This is a genomic window from Amycolatopsis thermalba, from assembly GCF_003385215.1.
GTDB lineage: Bacteria > Actinomycetota > Actinomycetes > Mycobacteriales > Pseudonocardiaceae > Amycolatopsis_E > Amycolatopsis_E thermalba.
Map to the genome: position 1 here is coordinate 1 of NZ_PQHW01000196.1, position 3,708 is coordinate 3,708.

3 protein-coding genes and 1 pseudogene are annotated in these 3,708 nt (G+C 73.0%); 1 reads left to right on the forward strand and 3 read right to left on the reverse strand.

Features of this window, described 5'->3' with window-relative positions:
* From D0D15_RS35440 to D0D15_RS35450, 3 genes are all read right to left on the reverse strand, one after another.
* The coding region (locus D0D15_RS35440; RefSeq protein ID WP_162830734.1) for a SulP family inorganic anion transporter at positions 1-827 on the reverse strand (827 nt) is incomplete at its 3' end.
* A 262-nt stretch (positions 828-1,089) separates the two neighbouring features.
* Positions 1,090-1,491, reverse strand: coding sequence for a MerR family transcriptional regulator (locus D0D15_RS35445; protein ID WP_115945092.1), 402 nt, complete (start codon positions 1,489-1,491; stop codon positions 1,090-1,092).
* Between the two features lie 261 nt (positions 1,492-1,752).
* Positions 1,753-2,517: a bestrophin-like domain gene (locus D0D15_RS35450; RefSeq protein WP_233157258.1), complete on the reverse strand. Its 765-nt coding sequence runs from the start codon at positions 2,515-2,517 to the stop codon at positions 1,753-1,755.
* Between the two features lie 98 nt (positions 2,518-2,615).
* On the opposite strand from D0D15_RS35450, the pseudogene D0D15_RS35455 reads away from it, so the two are divergent.
* Positions 2,616-3,708, forward strand: a pseudogene (locus D0D15_RS35455) (hypothetical protein); the annotation flags it as partial.

A 3,708-nucleotide genomic window follows, 5' to 3' on the forward strand; every position in this document is an offset into this window, starting at 1 on the left:
CCGGTGACGACGTTGGCGATGCCCTGGCCGATCGCCTCGCGGGTCTTGTTGGAGTGGGTGTCGGTGATGTCGTCGACCAGCTTCGCGGTCATCAGCGACTCCATCAGCGCGACCAGCGCGAACGCCAATGCGTAGGGGGCGATGGTGCTGAGCGTGTCGACACTGAACGGCACGTCAGGCAGGCCCGGGACCGGCAGCGACGACGGCAGGGCGCCCTTGTCGCCGACCGTGGGGACCGCGATCCCGGCGGCCACCGTCAGCACGGTGAGGGCCACAATGGACACCAGCGGCGCGGGGATCACCTTGGTGACCTTGGGGAACAGGATCATGACTGCGAGCCCGCCGGCGAACAGCGGGTACACCGGCCACGGCACGTCGATCAGCTCCGGCACCTGGGCCAGGAAGATCAGGATCGCCAGCGCGTTGACGAAGCCGACCATGACGCTGCGCGGGACGAACCGCATCAGCCGGGCCACGCCGAGCGAGCCGAGCACGATCTGGAACAGCCCGCCGAGGATGACCGCGGCGATCAGGTAACCCAGCCCGTGCTCGCGGGCCAGTGGCGCGACCACGAGCGCGATCGCGCCGGTGGCCGCGGAGATCATCGCCGCGCGCCCGCCCGCCACCGAGATGACCACGGCCATCGTGAACGAGGCGAACAGGCCGATGCTGGGATCGACCCCGGCGATGATGGAGAACGAGATCGCCTCCGGGATCAACGCCAGCGCCACCACCAGGCCGGCGAGGATCTCGGTGCGGGCGACCCGGGGCGACAGCCACGACGGGCGGGCGCCGCGCAGGCGCGCGAAGGACAACGCATTCGACACGTACGGACAACCAATGCTCGGGCGCGCACCGGGCGCGGCGACACGGACAGGACGACGGCGAGCGGGCACCCGGGCGGATGACCCGGACCGCGCCGGCCGCGGGCGTCGGTGACCCGGCCGGACCGCCGGCACACGCGCGGCGGCCGTCGGCAACTCTACCCTCACGTTAGACGAGAGATGGGGCCGAGTGCGGGCGGGATCACGCCAGGCGGCGCTCGTCCCGCACGGAACCCGCCCGTACTCGACGGTGGGGGGTGCGCGGTCAGCGCGACCGGACCGGGGCGGAGCTCCGCCGTCCCGGCGCCTGGTCCAGGTGCGCCCGCAACAGCGCGGCGAACTCCTCGGCGACGCGGAGTTTCGCGCGCAGGTCCGCACACGCCTGCTCGGCGGTCCGGCTGAACTCGGCCAGCCGGGCGGCCGGGACCGCGAGGTCCGGGCTGCCGGGAACGGGATCGAGGATGGCCAGCAGGTCGCGCATCTCCTCCAGCTGGAACCCCAGCGGTTTCATCCGCTTGATCAGCTGGAGCCGGTCCACGTCCGGCTCGGTGTAGAGCCGGAACCCGCCCTGGCTGCGCGCGCTCGGCACGACCAGCCCGACTTCCTCGTAGTAGCGGATCGTGCGCAGGGACAGCCCGGTGCGCTCGGCCACCTCGCCGATCTGCATCTGCTCCCGCACGCCGGATCCCTCCTGGCCGTCCCGCCACACCGTCCGCCCACGATACCGGCACCTGACCGGAGCGCCGTCGGACGTGATGCGACCGGCGGCGCGGGCGCCGTCGTCAGGACGTGCTGCCGCGCAGCGCGGTGAGTGGATCGGCGAAGCCGGCGCCCATCGCGGGTCGCCGGTGAACCCGGCGGTCGCGTCGTGAGCGCTGCTGAGCCGGAAAGCAGCCGGCGCTCCGGCGCGGGTCCACTGTGGACCGGATCAGCGCGGGTCCGGCAGCGTGGTCTGCACGGTGCGGAAGGAATCCGGCTCGCTGGCGAAGATGCCGTTCAGCGGGTCCTGCAGCTCGATCGACGCGATCACCGTGGCGACCAGCACCGCGGCGGTGACGGCCATGAGCGCGACGTGGTTCCGCCGCGCCCGCAACCCGATCAGCAACGGGAACGCGATCATGAGCACCGCGCCGACGATCGTCGCCGCGAGGAGGGTTTCGGTGAACGGGTCCTGGTCCGTCGCGGCGTCGACACGCGCGCGGTGGTTGTCGTCGAGGACGCGGACGTCCTGGAGCGCGTTCTCGCGGGCGGTGCTCAGCTGGTCGGTGTCGGCGGGGAGCGCGGACACGCGCTGGCGCATCGTGCTGATCAGGTCCGCCACGGCACCGTCGTCGTGGCCGTCCGCCAGCCGCGCCCATTCGCCGTCGACGACCTCGTCGGCGTACCCGCGGACCAGGTCCTGCACGGCGATGCGCGCCGGGTCGGGCACCCCGTCCACCTGCCAGTAGAGATCGATCAGCGCGTCGGCCTCCGTCGCGGCCCGGTTGTCCAGGTCGTCGCCGTTCTCCCAGGCGAAGACCACGTAGAACGCGAGCACGACCAGGAAGAGCGCGTTGAAAAGGCCGCCGAGAAATGAAAGACCATCGGAATCGAATTCACCCGATGCGGCTGTCCTGGTGCGCCCGAGAACAATCGTCACCGCGACGATGAGCAGGGTGATGAGTACGATGATCAGTACCAAGTTGGTGATCACGCCTGGCGACTGTACGGGCGTCCATCCGGAACTTCCAGTTGACTCGTCGAAGGTTCCCCGAAAGAGCCGGTCGGACGGCTTCGCGGAGGGTGTGGAATATGAAATGTCGTTTCCTCGGGGTCGTGGCGCTCCTGCTGTGGGTCACGCTGCCGCCGGTGGCCCACGCCGCGCCGGCGGCCCCCTGGGCCGTGGTGTTCGACCAGCAGGTGGCCGGTGATTTCGTCACGGTGGGTAACACCGTCACCGTCTGCCCGCCGGATGCCGGCGCCGTCCTGTGCCGGGTCGCCGAAGGCGGGGTCGCCGTGGGGCCGCCCGGTCAGAACGACCGGTACCGGATGGTCTGGGCCGACGTCGACGGGCGGCCCGAGACGTACAACTCGTCGACCGCGCGGGTGCCGCTCCCGGCCGGGGCGCGGGTGCGCCACGCGGAGCTGACCTGGGCCGGCGTCCTGGGCGACGGCGCCGGGCCGTGCGCCCGCGGCACCCGCACGCCGGGCAGCCCGCAGACCCAGCCGGTGACGCTGGCCGCCGCGGGCGCGGTGACGGTGCTGCGGCCCGGCCGGTTCACGATCCGCCGGGACGGGCCCCGGCCCGGCCTGGACCGCTGGTACAGCGCGCACGCCGACGTCACCGGCGCGCTGCGCGACCGGCCCGGCCCGCTCGACGTCACGGTCGGCAACATCTGGACCCCGCAGGGCGCCGGGTGCTTCGGCGGCTGGTCGCTGGTCGTGGTGTGGGAGGCGCCATCGGCGCCCCCGCGGCACGTCACGGTCTACCACGGCCACGACCGGATCCGGCCGCACCGCGGCGACTGCGTGCGGCTGCGGGAGGCCGATCCCGGCGCGCCGGTCACGCTGGGGATCACCGCCTTCGAAGGCGATCTCGGCCTCACCGGCGACGCGATCCTGGCCGGTGGCCGGGTGCTGCGTCCCGGGCCGCCGGCCACGACGGCCAACGCGTTCGTCTCCGCCGCCGCGGGCGCCGTGAACCCGCGGCACCGCTCCAACATGGCGGTGGACGCCCAGGACCTGCCGGCCCATCCCGGCCCGGACGGCGAACCGCTGCGGCTCGGCCTGGTCACCCGGCACGACGACTTCCTGGTGGCGACCCTGGCGTTGTCCAGCGCAGGCGCGGCGACCGGCACGACGGCGGCCGTGGCGCCGGCGCCCGCCCCGCTGGTCACCCCGGCCC